Origin of the sequence: Nocardiopsis potens DSM 45234, assembly GCF_000341105.1 — a bacterium.
GTDB lineage: Bacteria > Actinomycetota > Actinomycetes > Streptosporangiales > Streptosporangiaceae > Nocardiopsis_A > Nocardiopsis_A potens.
This window is the reverse complement of the sequence record NZ_ANBB01000091.1, coordinates 1-21,198: the sequence shown is the minus strand read 5'-3', so window position 1 is coordinate 21,198 and position 21,198 is coordinate 1. Positions and strand designations below refer to the sequence as shown.

Below are 21,198 nucleotides of genomic sequence, written 5' to 3'. Positions count from 1 at the left end.
GCCATCGGCGGGAACGCCGGCGCCGCCGCGGAGGACACCGGCGCGGTCGTGCACGACCGCGGCCGCGACGTCGAGACCTCCGGCAACGGCTCCATCATCGGCGGGAACCAGGGCGTGGTCGGCCTGGACGTCCCGGTGAACGTCTCCGGCAACGCCGTCGGCGCGGTGCTGGGCAACGCGGGCGCCGCCTCCGAGGACGTCGGCGCGATCGTGGACCACGGCGGCCACGGCGGCCACATGCACCAGGCCGCGGAGGAGCCCGCCGCGCCGCTGCCCGCGCCGGCCGACTCCCTGCCGCTCAACGCGCAGCTGCCCGAGACGCCCTCCCTGGAGGTGCCCGGCTCCGAGACGCTGCCGCTGACCGCGGAGGAGCCCGCCGCGCCCGAGGCCCCCGCCGAGCTGTCCGGGCTGCCCCGGGCCGGCGGGACCGCCGAGACGCTGGGCGGCGCCGTCGACGGCGTGACCGGCGGCACCGACTCCCTCGGGGTGGACCTGGGGGTGTGAGGCCGGCGGTGTGACCGTTCCCTCCCCGGCCTCCGTCGCGACGGCTCGCGGTGGACTAGCGGAGGCCGGGAACGGGGCACGGGGCACCGCTGAGGCGAGTCCCCGCGGAGGCGCGCGCTCCGCGGGGACTCGCCCGTTCCGCGGCCGGATCCGGACACCGGCCGCGGGCAACCCCGGGGTGCTTCGGGCGTCCCGGAAGGGGCGCCGGCCCGTTCCCGCGGGCGCCCTGTCATCGTGTGATCGAACTCACATGGTGCGCACCTGTCGGATGATCCGGCGCCGGATGACCACGGTCCGGCTGCCGTCCCGGTAGAGCCGGACCCGGGCCAGTTCCCAGCGGCCGTACTCGGCATGGTCGGTCAGCGTCTGCCGCGTCACATTGCGCGATGTTCCCCTCGGGAAGCGGAGTTCCCGGTATTCGTAATCGAGCATTGGGCCTATTCTGCGACTGGCCACGGTGTACGTGCCATAGCGTTCCTACCCGTGGACGACCGGAGGGCGGCCCGGAGGGGACCGGGAGGGGAAGAAGCGCTCCTTCGGAGGCGGACGGGAAGCGATCCGCGGGGCCGTCGGTTACCGTCAGTGGCCGGGGGGACCGGAGAGTCGGCCCGGGCCGCACCGACACGGCGGCCGCAGGGAAGCCGGCCGCACAGACAGCGCAACGCGAGACGTAGGGGAACAGCGTGCCACCCAAGAAGGGCAGCGCCGGAGAGAGCGGCGCGAAGGGCTCCGGAGCGAAGGCCGGAGGGAACAGGCTCGTGATCGTCGAGTCGCCCGCCAAGGCGAAGACGATCGCGGGCTACCTCGGCCCTGGGTACACCGTGGAGTCCTCCATCGGCCATATCCGCGACCTCCCGACGAAGGCGGCCGAGATCCCCGCGCGCTACAAGGGGGAGCCCTGGGCCCGCCTCGGCGTCGACGTCGACCACGGCTTCGAGCCGATCTACGTGGTCAACACGGACAAGAAGTCGCACGTCAAGAAGCTCAAGGAGCTGATGGCCCAGGCCGACGAGCTCTACCTCGCCACCGATGAGGACCGCGAGGGCGAGGCGATCGCCTGGCATCTGCGCGAAGAGCTCAAGCCGAAGATCCCGGTCCGCCGGATGGTCTTCAACGAGATCACCAAGGACGCGATCCGGCGCGCCGCGGACAACACCCGCGACCTCAACCTGCGCCTCGTCGACGCCCAGGAGACCCGGCGGATCCTGGACCGGCTCTACGGCTACGAGGTCTCCCCCGTGCTGTGGAAGAAGGTCATGCCGAAGCTGTCGGCGGGCCGCGTGCAGTCCGTCGCCACCCGGCTCGTGGTCGAGCGGGAGCGGGAGCGGATCGCGTTCACCCCCGCCGAGTACTGGGGCCTCAAGGCGGTCTTCGACACGCTCGGCGGCTCCGGCGACGGCCCGTCCACCTTCGCCGCCGCCCTGGTCTCGGTGGACGGGAACCGGGTCGCGGTGGGCCGCGACTTCACCTCCGAGGGGACGCTGCGCTCCCCGAAGGGCGTGCTGCACCTGGACGAGGAGGCCGCCCGCGGACTGGCCGACCGGCTCTCCGGCGGCGAGTTCGGTGTGCGCACCGTGGAGCGCAAGCCCTACCGGCGCTCCCCCTACGCCCCGTTCCGCACCACCACGCTGCAGCAGGAGGCCTCGCGCAAGCTGGGCCTGTCCGCCAAGCAGACCATGCAGGTGGCGCAGCGGCTCTACGAGAACGGCTTCATCACCTACATGCGGACCGACAGCACCACGCTGTCGGAGAGCGCGCTGGCCGCCGCCCGGGGGCAGGCGACCCGGCTGTACGGCGCCGACTACATCCCGGACAAGCCGCGCGCCTACTCCAGCAAGGTGAAGAACGCCCAGGAGGCGCACGAGGCGGTCCGCCCGGCCGGCGACACCTTCCGCACTCCGGCCCAGACCGGGCTGAGCGGCGCGGAGTTCCGCCTCTACGAGCTGATCTGGAAGCGCACCGTCGCCTCGCAGATGAAGGACGCGGTGGGCGAGTCGGTCACGGTCAAGGTGGCCGGCACCTCCAGCACCGGCGAGCAGGTCGAGTTCACCGCCACCGGCAAGATCATCACCTTCCACGGCTTCCTCAAGGCCTACGTGGAGGGCTCCGACGACCCCGAGGCCGAGCTGGACGACCGCGAGCGCCGGCTGCCCCCGGTGGAGGAGGGCCGCCCGCTCAAGGCGGAGGGCATCGAGGCCGAGGGGCACGCCACCCGGCCGCCGGCCCGCTACACCGAGGCCACCCTGGTCAAGGAGCTGGAGGACCGGGAGATCGGCCGGCCGTCCACCTACGCCTCGATCATCGGCACCATCCTGGACCGCGGCTACGTGTTCAAGAAGGGGTCGGCGCTGGTGCCGTCCTTCCTGGCGTTCGCCGTGGTGCAGCTGCTGGAGCGGCACTTCGGCAACCTGGTCGACTACGACTTCACCGCCCGCATGGAGGACATGCTGGACGGCATCGCCCGCGGCGACGCCGAGCGGGTCCCGTGGCTGCGCCGGTTCTACTTCGGTGCCGAGCAGGAGCCCGGGCTGAAGGACCTGGTCGGGGACAACCTCTCCGAGATCGACCCGCGCGAGGTCAGCTCCTTCCCGATCCCGGGCACCGACATCGTGATGCGGGTCGGCCGGTACGGGCCCTACATGGAGCGCGACGGCGCCCGGGTGAACGTTCCCGAGGACCTCGCCCCCGACGAGCTCACCCCGGAGCGGGCCGAGGAGCTGTTCGCCGCGCCCAGCGGCGACCGCGAGCTGGGCACCGACCCGGGCACCGGGCACACCGTCGTGGTGAAGAGCGGCCGGTTCGGCCCGTACGTGACCGAGCTCCTGCCCGAGCCCGCGGAGCCCGCCGACGAGGGCGAGGCGAAGAAGGGGAAGGCGAAGGCCAAGGCGAAGCAGGCGGAGAAGCCGCGCACCGCCTCGCTGCTGAAGTCGATGACCCCGGAGACGGTCACCCTGGAGGACGCGCTCCGGCTGCTCTCCCTGCCGCGGGTCGTCGGCGAGCTGGACGGCGAGCCGGTCACCGCGCAGAACGGCCGGTTCGGCCCGTACCTGAAGAAGGGCACCGACAGCCGCTCCCTGGAGACCGAGGAGCAGATGTTCACGGTCACCCTGAAGGAGGCCGAGGAGCTCTTCGCCAAGCCCAAGCAGCGCGGCCGCCGCGCCGCCGCCGCGCCGCTGCGCGAGCTCGGCGAGGACCCGGCGACCGGCCAGAAGATGGTGGTCAAGGACGGCCGGTTCGGGCCCTACGTCACCGACGGGGAGACCAACGCCTCGCTGCGCAAGGGCGACGAGGTGGAGTCGATCACCGACGAGCGCGCCGCGGAGCTGCTGGCCGAGCGCCGAGCCAAGGCCCCGGCGAAGAAGAAGGCGCCCGCGAAGAAGCCCGCGGCCAAGAAGACGGCGGCCAAGAGCACCACCAAGACCGCGGCGAAGAAGACCACCGCCGCCAAGAAGGCGACCGGCAAGACCGGGACCCCGAAGAAGAACGGCGGCTCCGCGGAGTGACCCGCCGCGCCCGGACCAGCTCCGGGCGCGCCCCGGCGGAGGCCCGGCGACCCCGACCGGTCGGATGACCGGCCGCCCGCCGGGCCCGCCGCCGTCTTGACCGGCCGGTCCGCTGGTTCGGGGCCGCTGAGCCCGCCGCCCCGGGGCGGGCGGGGACGCCTTTCCGCGCTCACCGCCTCGTTCCCGGCCTCGGGCGGCCCCGCCGTTCTCCGGGGCCGGGCAGGGTGGCGTGGAACCCCGGGCGGCAGTAGTGTGCCGCGCACGGTCCCCGATGCCCCGCGCCGCCGCAGGTTCGCGGTGGTGCGGATCACCGACCGTCCCGCGCCGCCGGTGAAGGGCACATATCGGCCGATCAGCGGCGTTGGTCACCCGTACCCTGCCCCGGCGGGCGCCCGTCCCCTTCCGGAAGCCTCGCTACCCTTCACGAATATGAGCAGATCTGCATCCCTAGGAGCGCCCGGAGAGGCGCGCAGCGTGCTGGCGATCAAGCCGTTCCGGCGGCTGTGGGTCTCGCTGTCGCTGTCCGGCCTCGGCGACTGGCTGAGCCTGCTCGCGATGGTCTCGCTGGCGGTCGCCCTCACCCGGGACGCCGCCCCGGCCGTCCCCTACCTCGCGGTGAGCGGAGTGCTCGGGCTCCGGCTGCTGCCCTGGCTGCTGCTGAGCGGCCCCGCCGCGCGCGCCGCCGACCGGCTCGACCCGAGGTTCACCCTGGTCGGCGCGGACGCGCTGCGCGGCCTCCTCTACCTGTCGGTGCCGCTGGTGGGCCGAATCGACTGGCTGCTCGCCGCGCACCTGCTGGCCGAGGCCGCCTCGCTGTTCCGCGCCCCCGCCAAGGAGGCCGCGGTCGGCGGCCTGGTCCCGAAGAAGCGGGTGGCCCAGGCCGACCGGATCGCCCTGCTCGCCGGCTACTGGACCGCCCCGGTCGCGGCCGCGCTGTTCGCGCTGCTGGCCGGGGTCGGCACGGTGCTGGGCGCGCTGGTCCCGGCGCTCGACGGGCCCCGGGCCGACCTCGCCGTCTACCTCGCGCCGCTGGCGCTGCTCGCCTCCGCCGCCGTCGCCTGGACCGCCCCGGTGCAGGGCCGCCCGCGCACCGAGCGGCCGGCGAAGCGCCCGGAGCCGGAGCAGGCCCCGAAGCGGTCGGCCGAGGACGAGCAGCCGACCCAGGAGGTCCGCGCCGTCGAGGTCGACCCCAACGAGCTCACCGCCCCCATCGGCACCGCGGAGACCCTGCAGGTCCCCGCGCTCCCCGACCCGGAGAAGCAGAAGGCCGAAGAGGAGGCGCGCAAGGCCGAGGAGGCCGCGCGCAAGGCGGAGGAGCGCGCCCGGCTGCGCGCCGAGCGGCAGGCCGCGGCCGAGGAGCGCCGCCAGGCCCGCCGCACCGGCTCCGAGACCGACCCGCTGGCCACCCTGCGGGACGGCTTCCGCACGGCCGGCGCCGGCGCGCTTCCGCGCGCGCTGCTGCTGGGCATGCTCGGCTCGTTCGCGGCCGGCGGCGCCCTGGTCGGCGTCGGCCGGATCCTCGCCGACCGGCTCGGCGCCGGCAGCGCCGGGTTCGGCGTGCTGTTCGGCGCGCTGGCCGCGGGCGCGGTGCTGGGCGTGCTGGCCGGCCCGCGCACGCTGCGCCAGTTCAGCCGGCGCCGGCTGTTCGGCCTGGCGCTCGGCGCCTCGGCGGCCGCGCTGCTGCTCACCGGCCTGATCCCGAACATGGCGCTGGCCGCGGTGCTCTCCCTGGCGGTGGGCGCCGGCACCGGCGTGGCCTGGACCATCGGCCTGACCCTGCTCACCCAGGAGGCCGACGGGCCGACCCGCCCCGCGATCCCGGCCTTCGCCTACACCGCCGGCCGCACCGCGCTGCTCGCCGCGGCGGCCGTCGCCCCGCTGCCCGCCCTGCTGATCGGCGACCACACCCTCGCCGTCCAGGAGCTCACCTACGACGTCCTCGGCTCCGGCACGGTGCTGGTCATCGCGGCCCTGGCCGCGGCGGTGGTCGCGGTGGTCTGCTACCGCCGGATGAACGGCGAGCCGGGCGACGTCCCGCTCATGACCGAGCTGCTCGCGGCGGTGCGCGGCGTCCCGGTCCCCGGGGACAAGGGCGCCGGGGAGCAGGAGCGCCCGCCCGGCACCTTCATCGTGCTGGAGGGCGGTGAGGGCGCCGGCAAGTCGACCCAGGTCGGCCAGCTCTCGGTCTGGCTGCGCGACGAGGGCTTCGAGGTGGTCACCACCCGCGAGCCCGGCTCCACCCGGCTCGGCATGCGGCTCCGCGCGCTGCTGCTGGACAAGGAGCACACGGGCATGTCGCCGCGGGCCGAGGCGCTGCTCTACGCGGCGGACCGGGCCGACCACGTGAACGAGGTGATCCTGCCCGCGCTGCGCCGGGGCGCGATCGTGATCAGCGACCGCTACGTCGACTCCACCCTGGCCTACCAGGGCGCCGGCCGGGACCTGCCGGTCTCCGAGATCGCCCGGATCAACGACTGGGCCACCGCGGGCCTGGTGCCGCAGCTCACCGTGCTGCTCGACCTCCCGGCGGAGGACGGGCTGGCCCGGCTGGGCGGCACCACGGACCGGATCGAGGCGGAGTCGCAGGAGTTCCACGACCGGGTCCGCCGGGGCTTCCTCGACCTGGCCGAGCGGGACGCCGGCCGCTACCTGGTGGTGGACGCGCGCGGCGCGGCCGAGCAGGTCACCCGGGAGATCCAGCGCCGGATCCGCCCGCTGCTGCCCGACCCGGTGCCGCAGGACTCCGAGGCGATCACCGGGATGATGCCGGTGATCAAGGACGACGAGGGCTGACGCCGCACCGCCGGCGGCCCCGCGGGCCCCTTCCGCCACCGGGCGGAGGGGGCCCGCCCCGTTCCGGGGCGGCCCCGGGCGGGTTCCGCCGAGGGCGGCCGGGCGTCGGCCGCAGCGCCTATGCTGAACCCCGATGAGCGTCTTCGATGACCTGGTGGGCCAGGAAGCGGTGGTCGGCGGGCTGCGGTCGGCGGCCGCGGCGGCGAGCGCGCTGCTCGCGGGGGACGAGGCGGCCGGCAAGCGGATGACGCACGCCTGGCTGTTCACCGGCCCGCCGGGCTCCGGCCGGTCCGAGGCCGCGCGGGCGTTCGCCGCCGCGCTGCAGTGCCCGGACGGCGGCTGCGGCCACTGCGCCTCCTGCCACCAGGTCCTCGGCGGCACCCACGCCGACGTGCTCTACGTCCGCCCCAGCGGGCTGAGCTTCGGCGTGGACTCCACCCGCGACCTGGTGCTGCGTTCGGCGTCCCGGCCGACCGGCGGCCGGTTCCGGGTGGTGCTCTTCGAGGACGCCGACCGGGCCACCGAGGCCGCCTCCAACGCGCTGCTGAAGGCGGTGGAGGAGCCGGCCCCGCGCACCGTGTGGCTGCTGTGCACCCCCACCGCGGAGGACATGCTGGTCACCATCCGCTCCCGCTGCCGGCAGGTGGTGCTGCGCACCCCGCCGACCCCGGCGGTGGTCGACGCGCTGGTGAACCGGGACGGCATCGACCCGGCCACCGCGGCCGAGGCGGCCCGGGCCGCGGCCGGCCGGCTGGACCGGGCGCGGCGGCTGGCCACCGACGACGAGGCCCGGCGGCGCCGCTCCGAGATCCTGGCGATGCCCGCCCGGCTGGACGGCACAGGCGCCTGCGTCACCGCCGCGGCCCGCCTCTACGAGCTGGCCGAGGCCGAGGCGAAGGCCACCACCAGCGCCCTGGACGAGACCGAGAAGGCCGACATGAAGGCGGCCTTCGGCGAGGGCGCCACCGGCAAGGGCGTGGCCAAGGCGGTGCGCGGCGCGGCCGGCGCGCTCAAGGACCTGGAGGAGCGGCAGAAGCGCCGTGCCACCCGGCTCAAGCGGGACTCCTACGACACCGCCCTCACCGACCTGCTGCTGTTCTACCGGGACGTGCTGGCGGTCCAGTTCGGCTCCCGGGTGGAGCTGTCCTGCGAGTCGAACCGGGCCGACCTGGAGCGCATCGCCCGCGCCTCGGCGCCCGAGGCCACCCTGCGCCGGATCGACGCGATCATGCGCTGCCGGTCCCGGATCGACGCCAACGTGCACCCGCAGATCGCCCTGGAGGCGATGACCTCCGCCCTGCTCCAGGGCTGAACCGATGATCTTGACGTTGCGGGGGTATCAGCGCGCGCTGATACCCCCGCAACGTCAAGATCATCGGGGGTGAGGGGCGCGGCCCGGCCGGAGGGTGACGGAGATCATGCCCGGAGCCTAGGGTGTCCGGATGGGCATGATGATGGCGGTCAGCTTCGAGCGCTACGGGCGGCTCTACTACCTCGACCCCGGGGACGCCTCGCCCCGGGTCGGCGACAAGGTCCTGGTGCCCACGGACGACGGCCCGGAGGTGGCCGAATGCGTGTGGGCGCCGCAGTGGGTCGGCGACGACGTGGAGGGCCTGCCGGTCTGCGCCGGCCTGGCCGGCCCGGAGGACCTGGAGCGGGACGAGCGCAACCGGCGGTTCCGGGCGTCCGGGCGGGCCGCGGCCAAGCGGCTGATCCGCGCCGCGGGGCTGCCGATGCGCATCGTCGCCGTCGACCACGTCCCGGCCGAGCCGCTGTTCACCGTCTACTTCACCGCCGAGCGCCGGGTCGACTTCCGCGGGCTGCTCCGCGACCTCGCCCGCGAACTGGGCGTCCGGGTGGAGTTCCGCCAGGTCGGGGCGCGCGACCAGGCGCGGATGCAGGGCGGGGTCGGCTCCTGCGGCCGGGAGCTGTGCTGCGCCACCTTCCTGAAGGACTTCGAGCCGGTCGCCGTGCGGATGGCCAAGGACCAGGGGCTGCCGGTCAACCCGATGCGCATCGCGGGGGCCTGTGGCAAGCTCATGTGCTGTCTGAAATACGAGCACCCGCTGTACCAGAGCCCGGGCACCGAGCAGGCCCTCGGCCGGCGCGGCGGGGGAGGCTCCTGCGACCGGGCGCCGGTCTGCGGCCCGCGCAGGGCGCACGAGGCGGCGCGGGACGCGGGCGGCGCCTCCCCGGGCGGGTGCGGCGGCGATGGAGCGGAGACCCGACCGGCGTGAACAGGACTGGACTGGCCGCCTGCGCAGCGGCGCTGGCGGTGGCGGTGGCCGGCTGCACGGGGGAGGGGGCGGACCCCGGCGGCGGGGGCGCCGCCGGGCAGGCCCCCGAGCCGGGGCTGGAGGAGTTCTACTCCCAGGAGATCGACTGGGGCGCCTGCGAGGACGGCGACGACGACTTCGAGTGCGGCGTCTACGAGGTCCCGCTCGACTACGGCGACCCGGGCGGCGAGCGGCTGGAGATCGCGGTCAAGCGGCGGCCGGCCGCCGGCGAGGCGAAGGGGTCGCTGCTGGTGAACCCCGGCGGGCCCGGCGGGTCCGGCTACGACTACGCCGGTGCGGCCACCGCGGTGGTCGGCCTGGACGTGCGGAAGCACTTCGACGTCGTCGGCTTCGACCCGCGCGGGGTGGCCCGCAGCGAGCCGATCGCCTGCCTCGACCTGGAGGGCATGGACGACTACCTCGGCACGGACATGCTCAGCGAGGACGGCGACGCCGACCCGGCCGAGGTCACCGACGCCGGGGTGGAGCGGCTGGAGGAGGGCGGCCGGACCTTCGTCGAGGGCTGCCGGGAGCGCGCCGGCGACCTGATGATGCACATGGGCACCGATTCGGTCGCCCGGGACATGGACGTGCTCCGGGCGGTGCTCGGCGACGAGGAGCTGACCTACCTCGGCAAGTCCTACGGCACCATGATCGGGGCGGTCTACGCGGACCTGTTCCCCGAGCGGGTGGGCGCCGTGGTGCTGGACGGGGCGCTCGACCCGGAGCTGGACCAGCTGGAGGCCGGGATCGAGCAGGCGAGCGGCTTCGAGACGGCGCTGCGCGCGTTCATCGAGGACTGCCAGGGGCGGCCGGACTGCCCGGTGCCGGGGAGCGACGCCGACGCCGGGGCGGCCTGGATCGAGGACCTGCTGGAGAAGGCCGGCCGGGAGCCGCTGGAGGGGCCGCCCGGCGACGACCGGGAGGTCGGCCGGGCCCGGGCCGAGCTCGGCATCGCCGGGGCGCTCTACTCCGAGCAGACCTGGCCCGAGCTGCGGGCGGCGCTGGCCGATGCGGACGAGGAGGGCGACGGCGCCGGGCTGCTCGGACTGGCCGACATGATGTACGGCCGGGACGACGAGGAGGAGTACCTCAACTCGACGTCGGCCCTGGTCGCGGTCAACTGCTCGGACTCGCCGAGCCCGCGGGACCCCGAGGCCTACCGGGAGGCCGCCGAGCGGGCCGAGGAGGAGTCCCCGCTGTTCGGCGCCTCGTTCAGCTGGTCCGCGATGACCTGCGCGTATTGGCCGGAGGAGGCGGTCGCCGAGGAGCGGGAGCTCACCGCGGAGGGCGCCGCCCCGATCCTGGTGGTGGGCACCACCCGGGACTCGGCCACCCCCTACGAGTGGTCGCAGAAGCTCGCCTCCACCCTGGAGTCGGGGGTGCTGCTCAGCCGGGACGGCGACGGGCACACCGGCTACCGGATGGGCGACGGCTGCGTGGACCGGGCCGTCGAGGCCTACCTGCTGGAGCGGGAGGTCCCGGAGGACGGCGAGGCGTGCATGCCCTGACCCGTTCCGACCGCACCGGCACCGCCCGGCGCGGGCGGTCCGCCGGGCACGCTAGAATGGTGCCGGTCTCGCGCCGAGCGCGGGGCCGATGCCGCCTTAGCTCAGTCGGCAGAGCGATTCACTCGTAATGAATAGGTCGTCGGTTCGATTCCGACAGGCGGCTCTGCGGGAACGCCGTCCCCTTCGGGGGGCGGCGTTCTGCTTTGGGGGCCATGAGGGCGGCCACCGCCTACTCGGCGAACGGCTTCCCGATGCCGTCGGCCCCATGGCGGGGGCGGGCTCGGCCGCGCCGGTACCGCTGCGGCCCGCCGTCCCGGAGACGCCCTCCGGCCGCACCCCGCGGGCGGGTACGGGCGGCGCGGAGCCGCGGCACGGTTCCCGGGCGTCCGCGCGTTCCTTCCGCCCCGGCGGCCGGGTGGGGTCAGCCCTTGCGGCGGCGGCCGCGGTAGATGATGCCGGTGCGGACCCGGCGGCCCGGGGCCATCGGGGCGGCGAAGAGCAGGGCGAGCATCAGGACCAGCATCAGTACGGCCGGGGAGACCGCCGTGGTGAGCTGCTGCTCTTCGGCGGCGGCCCGCTCGGTGCCGTCGCCCTCGTCGGGGGCGACGGTGGGCAGGTCGGCGGGGTCGTCGGAGAGGCCGGCGCCGGGGGAGAGCGAGGGCAGATCCGGCGGGGCGGTCGGCAGGTCCGGGCGGCCGCCCGGGGCGCCCGGGTTCAGCGGCCCGGGCGGCGTGGAGCCGGGTCCGGGCACGCCGGGAAGTTCGGCGCGCTCGCGGTCGTCCGGACGCCGCTCCTCCGAGCCGCCGCCCGAGCCGCCTCCCTGCGGGGAGGACGGGCGCTCCGGCGAGCGCGGCGTGCTGCTCGCCTTCTCCTTCTCCTTCTCCGGCTCGCTCGGCTTCTCGGTCTTCTCCGGTTTCTCCGTCCCGCCCGGCTCCTCCGGCTCCTCCGGCTCCTCGGGCTCCTCGGGCTTCTCCGAGGGGTCGGGCGAGGGGGAGGGCGGAGGCCCGGAGGGGGACGTCGGCGGGTCCGTCGGGCTCGGCGTCGGGGTCGGCGTGGGTGTCGGCGTAGGAGTGGGCGTCGGGGTCGGCGTGGGCGACGGCTCCGGGTCCTCCACTGCCACATCGGTCGAGGCGGCGGCGGGCAGCCGCTCCTCCTCGGGGACCGCCTCGCAGTTTCCGTCTTCGGGGACGGGCGCGTAGAGCACGGTGGCGGTGACCCGGACGCTCTCCTTCGGGGTGCCGGCGACCTCGGTGCTGAACGGCAGCTCCGCGGGTTCCCCCTCGGCGGGCTCGAAGCCGTTGTCCGCGGTCACGCCGTAGAGGCAGAGCTTCTCGGCGCCCTCCTGCGCGTCCAGGACCAGCACGGCCTTCTCGCCCGGGGCGACCGACGGCTCGCTCGCGGTCAGGGAGAGCGGGAACGGCGCGGAGGCGAGCGCGGGCGGGGCGAAGGCGGCCAGGGTGCAGCCGACGAACGCGGTGGTCAGCGGGATGGCCGCGGGGATCCGGGGGAACGGCCGGTGCCGGCCGCCGTTCCGCGCGCCCGCGGGTCGCTGGCCGCTCGGCATGGGGTCGCCTCCTCGGGGGCCGCTCGACGTTGGGCGTCGGTCCAGCATCCTAGGCAATCGGAGCGGTGAACACGAGACCCACGGCCGGACCCTTATTCTCCCTGGTGCCCGGCTTGTCGGGAGCATCCCGGTTCTACCGCGGAACGCGGCCGGCCGGGGCGCCCCTCCGCGTCCCGGCCGACCGCGCACCGCCGTCCCCTCAGCGCTTGGCCGACGCCCGGGGACGGGGGCTCCGCGGGGCCGGCGCGTCCCCGCCCGGCCCCTCGCCGGAGGCCCCGTCGGCCTCCTGGGCGCCGGAGCGGGCCGGGAAGTCCGGGACGAACCGGTAGCCGACGTTGCGCACCGTGCCGATCAGCGACTCGTACTCGCTGCCGAGCTTGGCGCGGAGCCGCCGCACGTGCACGTCGATGGTGCGGGTGCCGCCGAAGTAGTCGTAGCCCCAGACCTCCTGCAGCAGCTGGGCGCGGGTGAACACCCGGCCCGGGTGCTGGGCCAGGAACTTCAGCAGCTCGAACTCCTTGAAGGTGAGGTCGAGGATGCGTCCGCGCAGCCGCGCGATGTAGGTGGCCTCGTCGATGACCAGGTCGCCGCGGCGGATCTCGTCCGGGTCGTCCGGGCCGGCGTCGGCCTGGCCGACCGCCAGCCGCAGCCGGGCCTCGACCTCGGCCGGGCCCGCGGTGGCCAGCAGGAAGTCGTCCACCTGCCAGTCGGTGGTGAGCGCCGCGACGCCGCCCTCGGTGAGCACGGCGATCAGCGGGCAGTCCAGGCCGGTGGTGTCCAGCAGGCGGCAGAAGTTGCGCGCGGAGGCGAGGTCGCTGCGGGCGTCGACGAGGACGGCGTCCACGGCCGACGCGCCGCGCTCGCCCCCCGCCGCGAGCAGCGCCCCGGGCTCCGCGGGCGCCACCCGCACCGAGTGCAGGAGCAGGCCGAGGGCGGGCAGGACATGGTCGGACGGTTCATTGGAGTTCGTCAGCAGCAGCAGGTGGCTCATGCGTCTCTTCCCGTCACCCCGCCGTAGTCAGCGGTCGATCGAAGGCGCCATTGCCCCCGGTGGAGAATTAATCGAGTTCATGCCTCCGAGAAGCACAAGGATAATCAACCGATGCCGAGCGGAACCATCAGGTACTGGGCCGCGGCGAAAGACGCCGCCGGCACCGCGGAGGAGCCCTACACCGCGTCGACCCTGGCCGAGGCGCTGGAAGCCGCGGTGGGCAGGCGCTCCGGGGACGACCGGCTGGCCGCGGTGATCCGCCGTTCCTCCTTCATCGTCGACGAGCGTCCGGTGGGAAAGCGGGACCACGGAGAGGTCTTCCTCACAGAGGGCGGGGTGGTCGAGGTGCTTCCGCCCTTTGCGGGAGGATGATCGGGAAACGCCGAATTTCGGCCGTTAGAGGGTGTTCCGAGGTGCTCTGCGGAGCACGGTTCGCAAGGGAGGACCGGTGACCGACGGGGGACAGGGGCCGCACGGGGCGGGGCCCGCGGGCGGCGCGCCGCGCATCGCCATGCTCGGCAAGCACGGGTGCCACCTGTGCGAGGAGGCGCTGGAGGTGATCCGCAGGGTGGCCGCCGACACCGGCGCCGGATACACCGTCCGCTACCTGGAGGACGCCTCCCGAGAGGAGCGGGACGAGTACTGGGAGCGCATCCCGGTGACGTTCGTGGACGGCGCCCCGCACGACTTCTGGCGGGTCAGCGAGCGGCGGCTGCGGGCCGCGCTGGACTGACCGGGGGCCGTTCCCGCAGGGCCCGCCGGAGGCGGCGGGCCGAAGGGGAGACCCACTTTGTGCGTGCTTTCACAAGGGCGTAATCTGAAGGTCAAATCACGCCGCCGCCGGGGTCCCGCCGGACGCGCCGCGCGCGCATGGGAGACCATCGGACGGTGGCGGTTCGACCTCCGCAGGCCCAGACGACCGCAGCTCAGGAGCGCCCGACCGTGACCCCTCGATCGACCCGGCCCCGGGAGAGGGGCATACCGGAGGCCACGGTCGCCCGGCTCCCGGTCTACCTGCGCGCCCTGCAGGGCCTGGCCGAGCGCGGCATCCTCACCGTGTCCTCGGAGGACCTGGCCTCCGCGGCCGGGGTGAACTCCGCCAAGCTCCGCAAGGACCTCTCCCACCTCGGGTCGTACGGCACCCGCGGCGTCGGCTACGACGTCGACTACCTCGTGTACCAGATCTCCCGTGAACTCGGTCTCACCCAGGACTGGTCGGTGGCCATCGTCGGCGCCGGCAACCTGGGCCGCGCGCTGGCCAACTACGGGGGGTTCGGCACCCGCGGGTTCCGCATCGCGGCCCTGCTCGACGCGGACGAGGGCGTCGTCGGGGACGAGGTGGCCGGCCTGCGCGTCGGGCATATCGACACGCTGGAGGACGTTGTCTCCGCAGAGAGGGTCTCGATCGGGGTGATCGCCGTGCCCGCAGTGGCAGCGCAGGGCGTGTGCGACCGCTTCGTCGAGGCCGGGGTGACGAGTGTGCTCAACTTCGCGCCGGTGGTCCTGAATGTGCCTCCGGCCGTCGATGTGCGTAAGGTCGATCTATCCATCGAACTGCAGATCCTCGCCTTCCACGCCCAGAGGAAGGCGGACGGCCGGGCGACCGCACCGCCCGCGGGCAGGATCGGCGCGAAGGAGAAGGCGTGACCGCCCCGCGCGGAACCGCCTGTGAGGCCAGGCAGTACACGGCCGGTGGCACGGCCGTATCCGCGATCACCGCATAGGAGTGCAGATGAGTGTCCTCGCCGTGGGGCTGAGCCACCGCAGCTCGCCCGTGGCGCTGCTGGAGCGCGCCGCCATGGACGGTGAAGAGCGGCTCAAGCTCATGGCGGAGATGACCGCCTCCCCGGTGATCGACGAAGTGATGATGGTCTCCACCTGCAACCGCACCGAGGTCTACGCCGAGGTCGGCAAGTTCCACCCGGCGCTCACCGAGGTCATCGGGAAGCTGGCCGAGCGGACCGGGATCTCCGCCGCCGAGCTCACCGAGCACGCCTACGTGCACTACGAGGACCGCGCGGTCCAGCACCTGTTCTCGGTCGCCTGCGGGCTCGACTCCATGGTCGTCGGCGAGGGCCAGATCCTCGGCCAGGTGCGCAACGCGCTCAAGGACGCCCAGCACGGCGGCACCCTCGGCCGGGTCCTCAACGACCTCGGCCAGCGCGCGCTGCGGGTCGGCAAGCGCGCCCACACCGAGACCCACCTGGACCACGCCGGCGCCGACATGGTCACCCTCGGCCTGGAGGTCGCGCTGGACCGGCTCCGCCCGAGCGGCGCCCCCGCCGCGTCGGCCGCCCCGGCCGCCTGCCCCGCCGCCGGCACCGCGGTCGCCGACGCCGCCGCCGACGTCGCGGCCGCACTGCCCGAACCGGGCCCGCTCACCGGGCTGCGGGTGCTGGTGCTCGGCGCCGGCTCGATGAGCGCCCTGGCCGCCAACACCGTGGCCCGGCTCGGCGCCTCCGCCGTGACCGTCGCCAACCGCACCGCCGAGCGCGCCGAGCGGCTCGCCGAATGCCTCACCGAGGCCTACGAGCCGATCCGCAGCCGCGCGGTGCCGTTCGCCGAGGCCGCCGCCGAACTTCCCGCCGTCGACCTGGTCGTCTCCTGCACCGGCGCGCAGGGCCTGGTGCTCACCGCCGCCGACGTGCGCTCCGCGCTGGCCGGCTCCCCGCGCGGCGGCCGCCCGCTGGTCCTCCTCGACCTGGCGCTCCCGCGCGACGTCGACGAGGAGGTGCGCGCCCTGGACGGCGTGCACCTGGTCGACATCGAGGACCTCAGACAGGCCGCGGCGGCCGGCGCGGGCGGCGCCGGCGGGCGCACCGGCGCGATCTCCCTGGTCCGCGAGATCGTGGACGAGGAGGTCGCCGAGTACCGGTCGGTGCGCCGCGCCGACGAGGTCGCGCCGACCGTGGTCGCGCTCCGCGCGCACGCCGGCGAGGTGGTCGCCGCCGAGCTGGCCCGGCTGGAGAACCGGCTGCCCGGCCTCGGCGAGAAGGAGCGCGAGGAGGTCTCCCGCGCCCTGCGCCGCACCGTCGACAAGATCCTGCACCGGCCGACGGTGCGGGTGAAGGAGCTCGCCGCCCGGCCCGGCGGGGACAGCTACGGCGCGGCGCTCCGCGAACTGTTCGACCTCGACCCGGCCGCCCCGGAAGCGGTGGCCCGGCCCGAGACCGTCCCCGGGGAGGACGCATGACCTCCGCAGCCGCCGCCCGCCTGGGCACCCGGCGCAGCAACATGGCCACCACCCAGTCCGGGCTGGTCGCCCGGGCCATCACCGAGCGCACCGGCGTCCCGGTCGAGCTGGAGCTGATCACCAGCTACGGCGACGTCACCAGGGCGCACCTCACCCAGCTCGGCGGCACCGGTGTGTTCGTCAACGCGCTCCGCGACGAGCTGCTGGCCGGCACCATCGACTTCGCCGTGCACTCGCTGAAGGACCTGCCCACCGCGCCCGCCGACGGCCTGGTGCTGGCCGCCATCACCGAGCGGGACGACCCGCGCGACGCGCTGTGCGCCCGCGACGGCCTCGCCTTCGAGGCGCTGCCGGCCGGGGCGCGGATCGGCACCGGCTCGCCGCGCCGCGTCGCCCAGCTGGCCGCGCTCCGCCCCGACCTGGTCTACGTGCCGATCCGCGGCAACGCCGAGACCCGGCTGGGCAAGGTCGCCTCCGGCGAACTGGACGCGGTCGTCCTCGCCTACGCCGGGCTGGTCCGGGTGGGCCGGGTCGGCGACGTCACCGACGTGTTCGGCCCGGAGCGGATGCTGCCCGCCCCGGGCCAGGGAGCGCTGGCCGTGGAGTGCCGCACCGAGCGGGCCGGCGCAGACCTGTCCTACCTGTCCTCGGTGGACCACGCGCCCACCCGGCTGGCGGTCACCGCGGAGCGGACCGTCCTGGCCGAACTGGAGGCCGGCTGCGCCGCCCCGGTCGGCGCGTACGCCACCTACGCCGACGGGCGGCTGAACCTGCGCGCCGCGGTGGTCTCCACCGACGGCACCCAGGCCGTCCGCGGCGAGAGCGGCGCCGAGGTGGAGGCCGAGGCCGCGTCGCTGAAGGCGGCGGCCGACCTCGGACGGGAGCTGGCCCGGTCGATGATCGCCGACGGCGCCGACCGCATCGTGGCCGATGCGGCCGCCGGCGGCACCGCCGACTGAGCACGTCCGAAGCGAGAAAGGCGGACCATGAACCCCCAGAGCGAGGAGCCGCGGCCCGGGACCGGAACGGTCTCCCTGGTCGGCATCGGGCCCGGCGACGCCGGACTGCTGACGCTGCGCGGCGCTGAGGTGCTCGCCGAGGCGGACGTCGTCATCACCGTCCGCGAACCCGGCCCGGAGATGGCCAAGCACCGCGCCCCGCTGCTCGCGCACTGCCGCGAGGGCGTCCAGGTGATCGACCCCGAGCAGGCCGCCGAGGAGATCGACACCACCGCGGTGCGCCACGCCGAGCAGGGCCGCAGGGTCGTCCGGCTGTACAGCGGCGACCCGTTCCTGGGCTGCCGCGGCGACCGGCTCGCCGACGCCTGCCGCGCCGCCGGGGTGGACTTCGAGGTCGTCCCCGGCGTCTCCTCGGTGACCGGGGTGCCCGCCTTCGCCGGCGTCCCGCTGATGCCGCCCGGCGTCAGCGAGCTGCGGGTGGTCAACGCCCGCGAGGACAAGGTCGACTGGCCGCGGCTGGCCGCCGACCTCGCCGAGCGGGACGACGCCACGCTCGCGGTGTTCTTCCCCGAGGTGCCCGACGACGGCGGGCGCAGCGGCACCGGCTTCGACTGGCTGGTCAAGGCGCTGACCGCGGGCGGCCACCCGGGCACCACCCCGGTCGCGGTCACCCGGATGGGCGCCACCACCGAGCAGTCCACCATCCGCTCCACCCTCTCCCGGCTCACCGCGGAGATGAAGGCCGCCGACGCCAAGGGGCACAACATCACCGCCCCGGCGCTGTTCATGATGGGCCCCGGCGTGGCCCGCCAGGCCGAGCTGTCCTGGTACGAGAGCAAGCCGCTGTTCGGCTGGCGGGTGCTGGTGCCGCGCACCAAGGAGCAGGCCGCCAGCCTCTCCGAGCAGCTGCGCGGCTACGGCGCGGTGCCCGAGGAGGTGCCCACCATCTCGGTGGAGCCGCCGCGCACCCCGCAGCAGATGGAGCGCGCCGTCCGCGGCCTGGTCACCGGCCGCTACCAGTGGGTGGCGTTCACCTCGGTCAACGCGGTCCGGGCGATCCGCGAGCGGTTCGAGGAGTACGGGCTGGACGCCCGCGCCTTCGCCGGGGTGAAGGTCGCGGCGGTGGGCGAGCAGACCGCCGCCCGGCTGCGCGAGTTCGGCATCCAGCCCGACCTGGCCCCGCCCGAGGACAAGCAGTCCGGCGCCGGCCTGGTCGAGGTCTGGCCGCCCTACGACGCCGAGCTCGACCCGATCGAGCGGGTGCTGCTGCCGCGCGCCGACATCGCCACCGAGACGCTCTCCGCCGGCCTCACCGACCTGGGCTGGGAGGTCGACGACGTGACCGCCTACCGGACGGTGCGCGCCGCCCCGCCGCCGGCCCCGGTCCGCGAGGCGATCAAGGGCGGTGCGTTCGACGCGGTCCTGTTCACCTCCTCCTCCACGGTGCGCAACCTGGTCGGCATCGCCGGCAAGCCGCACAACACCACGGTGATCGCGGTGATCGGCCCGGAGACGGAGAAGACCGCGCTGGAGTTCGGGCTGCGGGTCGACGTGGTCGCGCCCAAGGCGTCGGTTTCCGCCCTCGCGGAGGCGGTTTCGGAGTACGGTGCCAAGCAGCGGGCCGAGGCCCTGGCGGCGGGCAAGCCCGCCCTCAAGCCCAGCCAGAAGCGGCGCGGCCGCCGCCGCAAGGCCCTGTGAGCAGGGCCCGGTGAAGTAAGACGATGGAGGACCGTCCCGTGAACGCCCGCTTCCCCGAAGCACGGCCCCGCCGGCTGCGCCGCACCCCGGCGCTGCGCCGGCTGGTGGCCGAGACCCGGCTGCACCCCTCCGAGCTCATCCTGCCGATGTTCGTCAAGGAGGGCATCGACGCGCCCAACCCGGTGTCGTCCATGCCCGGTGTGTTCCAGCACACCCCGGACAGCCTGCGCAAGGCCGCCGAGGAGGCGGCCGAGGCCGGGGTCGGCGGCATCATCCTGTTCGGCATCCCCGCCGAGAAGGACGAGCGCGGCTCCGCCGCCGACGACCCCGACGGGGTGGTGCAGAAGGCGCTCCGCGACCTCTCCTCCGACATCGGCGGGGACCTCGTGGTCATGGCCGACCTGTGCCTGGACGAGTACACCTCGCACGGCCACTGCGGCCTGCTCACCGCCTCCGGCGAGGTGGACAACGACGCCACCCTGGAGCGCTACGCCTCCATCGCGGTCGCCCAGGCCGAGGCGGGCGTGCAGGTCGTCGGTCCGAGCGGAATGATGGACGGCCAGGTCGCCGCGATCCGCGCCGCGCTGGACGGGGCCGGCCACCACGAGGTGGCGATCCTCGCCTACGCCGCCAAGTACGCCTCCGCCTTCTACGGCCCGTTCCGGGAGGCCGCCGAGGGCGCGCCGCAGTTCGGCGACCGCACCGGCTACCAGCAGGACCCGGCCAACGCCGCCGAGGCGCTGCGCGAGGTGGAGCTGGACGTCGCCGAGGGCGCCGACATGGTCATGGTCAAACCGGGCCTGGCCTACCTGGACATCATCGCGAAGGTCGCCGCGTCCTGTCCGGTGCCCGTCTCCGCCTACCAGGTGAGCGGCGAGTACGCGATGGTCGAGGCGGCCGCGGAGAAGGGCTGGCTGGACCGCGAGCGGGCGATCATGGAGACGCTGCTCGCCTTCCGCAGGGCGGGAGCGGCGCAGATCCTCACCTATTGGGCCGTAGAGGCCGCGCACATGCTGCGCTGACGGCCGGAACGACCGGGAGCACCCGGGCGGGACGGCGCGAAGCGGCCCCGCACCGGGTGGTAGAGACGACACGGAGCGGGGAGGCGGAAACGATGGCCGACGTACTCAACCGGCGGCGCCGCAGGCACGGGCGCCAGGCCGGGGGGAAGCAGAGCAGCAGGATGGACGCGGCCCTGGAGTACGCCTCCCTGGGGTGGCCGGTGTGCCGGGGCGCCTCCCCCTCCTCGGACGGGGCGCGCGCCTGCGGCTGCGACCGGATGGGCTGCCCGGCCCCGGCCGAGCACCCGGTGTCGGCGGCCTGGGCGGTGGAGGCCACCACCGACCCCGACACGATCCGCCGCTGGTGGAGCGCGGCCCCCGAGGCCAACGTGATCCTGCCGACCGGCCGGGTGTTCGACGTCTTCGACGTGCCGGCCGGCGCCGGGGTGATGGCCCTGGCGCGGATGGACCGGTCCGGCACCCGCCCGGGCCCGGTCGCCGCGGTCGACGCGCAGCGCTACCTGTTCTTCGTGGCCACCCGCTCCCCGGCGGACGAGGACGAGTGGTGGTCCTGCCACCTCGACTGCGTCCCGGAGACCGTGGAGGAGACGCCCGGCCTGCGCTGGCACTGCCGGAACAGCTACGTGCTGGCCGCCCCCTCCCCGCTCCCCTCCGGCGGCGCGGCCTCATGGATCCGCCCGCCCCGCCTCCCCGGACGCCCCTCCAACCCGCTCCCCGGCGGCGCACCCGCCCTCGAACTCCCCGACCCGATCGCGGTACTGGCGGTACTCGCCGACGCCTGCGAGGAGTTCACCTCCTGACCCCCGATCCCTCCTCGTGATGCTCTCGACGCTGTGGCCCTGTCAGAACGCTCTGACAGGGCCACAGCCTCAAGACCATCGGAACAGTGTCCGGAACAGTGCGAGGTGAGGGACGGGAGACGCCCCGCCCGCCCCCGGGCGCGGCGCCTCACGGGGCTGGTGTTCAAGCGGGCGGCGAAGGCGGCGGTGGGGACCGGCCGGTCGGTCGGGTGCGGCGCCTCGCGGAGTGCAGGTTCAGACGGGCGGCGACGGCGAAGGTAGGGCCGGGGTGCAGGCGTCGCCGGGGTGCAGGCGTCGCCCGGGTGCGGCGCCTCACGGGGTGAAGGTTCAAGCGGGCGGCGAAGGCGGGAGCGGGGTGGGCGCCGCGTTCACCGGCCAGGCCCG

At 75.0% G+C, this 21,198-nt stretch carries 16 protein-coding genes, 1 tRNA gene and 1 pseudogene; 15 read left to right on the top strand and 3 right to left on the bottom strand.

Annotation, left to right across the window (positions count from 1 at the left end; genetic code table 11):
* Window positions 1-504: pseudogene (locus D459_RS36315) on the top strand (hypothetical protein); the annotation flags it as partial.
* A 246-nt stretch (window positions 505-750) separates the two neighbouring features.
* Here D459_RS36315 and D459_RS0129270 read toward each other — a convergent pair.
* Window positions 751-936: a DUF5703 family protein gene (locus tag D459_RS0129270; protein WP_026120864.1), complete on the bottom strand. Its 186-nt coding sequence runs from the start codon at window positions 934-936 to the stop codon at window positions 751-753.
* Between the two features lie 251 nt (window positions 937-1,187).
* Between D459_RS0129270 and topA the strand changes: the two genes are divergently transcribed.
* The 6 genes from topA (at window position 1,188) to D459_RS0129240 (ending at window position 10,750) form a co-directional block, all read left to right on the top strand.
* Window positions 1,188-4,007, top strand: coding sequence for a type I DNA topoisomerase (topA, locus tag D459_RS0129265; RefSeq protein WP_026120863.1), 2,820 nt, complete (start codon window positions 1,188-1,190; stop codon window positions 4,005-4,007).
* A gap of 429 nt (window positions 4,008-4,436) precedes the next feature.
* Window positions 4,437-6,800 carry a dTMP kinase gene (tmk, locus tag D459_RS0129260; RefSeq protein ID WP_026120862.1) on the top strand — a complete coding sequence of 788 codons (2,364 nt, stop codon included), beginning with the start codon at window positions 4,437-4,439 and terminating at the stop codon, window positions 6,798-6,800.
* Window positions 6,801-6,933: 133 nt separating this feature from the next.
* Entirely contained in the window at window positions 6,934-8,112 is a 1,179-nt protein-coding gene (locus D459_RS0129255) for a DNA polymerase III subunit delta' (protein WP_017596544.1), read from the top strand.
* Between the two features lie 130 nt (window positions 8,113-8,242).
* Window positions 8,243-9,037, top strand: a complete 795-nt coding sequence (locus D459_RS35185; protein ID WP_017596543.1) for a PSP1 domain-containing protein — start codon at window positions 8,243-8,245, stop codon at window positions 9,035-9,037.
* A complete protein-coding gene (locus D459_RS0129245; protein WP_017596542.1) occupies window positions 9,034-10,587 on the top strand; it encodes an alpha/beta hydrolase in 1,554 nt (517 codons plus the stop codon). Before D459_RS35185 ends, D459_RS0129245 begins: the two co-directional genes overlap by 4 nt.
* 90 nt (window positions 10,588-10,677) lie before the next feature.
* Window positions 10,678-10,750, top strand: a tRNA-Thr gene (locus D459_RS0129240).
* Window positions 10,751-11,008: 258 nt separating this feature from the next.
* Here D459_RS0129240 and D459_RS36440 read toward each other — a convergent pair.
* Together D459_RS36440 and D459_RS0129230 are read right to left on the bottom strand one after the other, a co-directional pair.
* A complete protein-coding gene (locus D459_RS36440; protein WP_026120860.1) occupies window positions 11,009-12,151 on the bottom strand; it encodes a hypothetical protein in 1,143 nt (380 codons plus the stop codon).
* A 199-nt stretch (window positions 12,152-12,350) separates the two neighbouring features.
* Window positions 12,351-13,142, bottom strand: a complete 792-nt coding sequence (locus D459_RS0129230) for a winged helix-turn-helix transcriptional regulator (protein WP_017596541.1) — start codon at window positions 13,140-13,142, stop codon at window positions 12,351-12,353.
* Window positions 13,143-13,253: 111 nt separating this feature from the next.
* Here D459_RS0129230 and D459_RS0129225 point away from each other — a divergent pair, with 111 nt between their 5' ends.
* From D459_RS0129225 to D459_RS0129190, 8 genes are all read left to right on the top strand, one after another.
* Window positions 13,254-13,514 (top strand): MoaD/ThiS family protein, encoded by a 261-nt coding sequence (locus D459_RS0129225; protein WP_017596540.1) that lies wholly within the window; start codon window positions 13,254-13,256, stop codon window positions 13,512-13,514.
* A gap of 139 nt (window positions 13,515-13,653) precedes the next feature.
* Window positions 13,654-13,875 carry a glutaredoxin family protein gene (locus tag D459_RS33230; RefSeq protein ID WP_040711605.1) on the top strand — a complete coding sequence of 74 codons (222 nt, stop codon included), beginning with the start codon at window positions 13,654-13,656 and terminating at the stop codon, window positions 13,873-13,875.
* Window positions 13,876-14,084: 209 nt separating this feature from the next.
* Entirely contained in the window at window positions 14,085-14,789 is a 705-nt protein-coding gene (locus D459_RS0129215; RefSeq protein ID WP_017596538.1) for a redox-sensing transcriptional repressor Rex, read from the top strand.
* 85 nt (window positions 14,790-14,874) lie between these two features.
* The gene (locus D459_RS0129210; RefSeq protein ID WP_020380381.1) at window positions 14,875-16,335 is read left to right on the top strand and encodes a glutamyl-tRNA reductase; all 1,461 of its coding nucleotides are present in this window, start codon (window positions 14,875-14,877) and stop codon (window positions 16,333-16,335) included.
* Window positions 16,332-17,294 (top strand): hydroxymethylbilane synthase, encoded by a 963-nt coding sequence (hemC, locus tag D459_RS0129205; protein ID WP_017596536.1) that lies wholly within the window; start codon window positions 16,332-16,334, stop codon window positions 17,292-17,294. Before D459_RS0129210 ends, hemC begins: the two co-directional genes overlap by 4 nt.
* Window positions 17,295-17,321: 27 nt before the next feature.
* Window positions 17,322-18,992, top strand: coding sequence for a bifunctional uroporphyrinogen-III C-methyltransferase/uroporphyrinogen-III synthase (locus D459_RS0129200; RefSeq protein WP_017596535.1), 1,671 nt, complete (start codon window positions 17,322-17,324; stop codon window positions 18,990-18,992).
* Window positions 18,993-19,015: 23 nt separating this feature from the next.
* Entirely contained in the window at window positions 19,016-20,014 is a 999-nt protein-coding gene (hemB, locus tag D459_RS0129195; RefSeq protein WP_040711599.1) for a porphobilinogen synthase, read from the top strand.
* 92 nt (window positions 20,015-20,106) lie between these two features.
* Window positions 20,107-20,814: a bifunctional DNA primase/polymerase gene (locus tag D459_RS0129190; RefSeq protein WP_017596533.1), complete on the top strand. Its 708-nt coding sequence runs from the start codon at window positions 20,107-20,109 to the stop codon at window positions 20,812-20,814.
* Window positions 20,815-21,198: the final 384 nt, after the last annotated feature.